Below are 508 nucleotides of genomic sequence, written 5' to 3'. Positions count from 1 at the left end.
ATTGATGCTGTACGGCGGCAAGCAGGTGCCCTTCCAGACTGCCGGTAACCGTAGCCAGTGCTTGGGGCGCCGGCTCAGTGGATTCAGCACCGAGGCTCAAGTCGCCGAAGGTTTTTGGCGTACCGAGGCCAGCGACTACTTCGAGAGTCACCACCTTATCGGCATCGAAGTAGCCCGGGGCGGATAAGGTCAACTCGGCGCTGCCACTGGCCAGTGTGGGGGCGGAAGCTGAAAGCGGGTCAACCAAGTCAATAGCCGCTAGCCAGTGGCCTGCGTTATCCAGCCGCTGCACTTCACTGGTGGGATCGGCATAAACCCGGAACACTTGGCGTACCCGTACGCTGTGCTCCGTATTAGCGGCATCAGTGAGGGAAGCGCTCAGTTGCTCGGCGCGCAGGATGGCACTGCCGCTGGTGTCTCCACTTTCCCTCAGGTCGTCGGCAGACAGGGAGACAATCACGGTGTCTCCGGTACGCACCGTGGCTGTGAGTGCTTCTTCCTTACATCC

At 60.8% G+C, this 508-nt stretch carries 1 protein-coding gene; it reads right to left on the bottom strand.

Annotation, left to right across the window (positions count from 1 at the left end; translation table 11 throughout):
* The coding region (locus tag Q1A69_RS20130; protein ID WP_299589717.1) for a hypothetical protein at positions 1–508 on the bottom strand (508 nt) is incomplete at both ends.

Source organism: uncultured Microbulbifer sp., from assembly GCF_947498635.1.
In the GTDB taxonomy this organism is placed as follows: Bacteria; Pseudomonadota; Gammaproteobacteria; order Pseudomonadales; family Cellvibrionaceae; genus Microbulbifer; species Microbulbifer echini.
The sequence above is the reverse complement of the archived record's forward strand: the minus strand, read 5'-3'. Positions and strand labels throughout refer to the sequence as shown.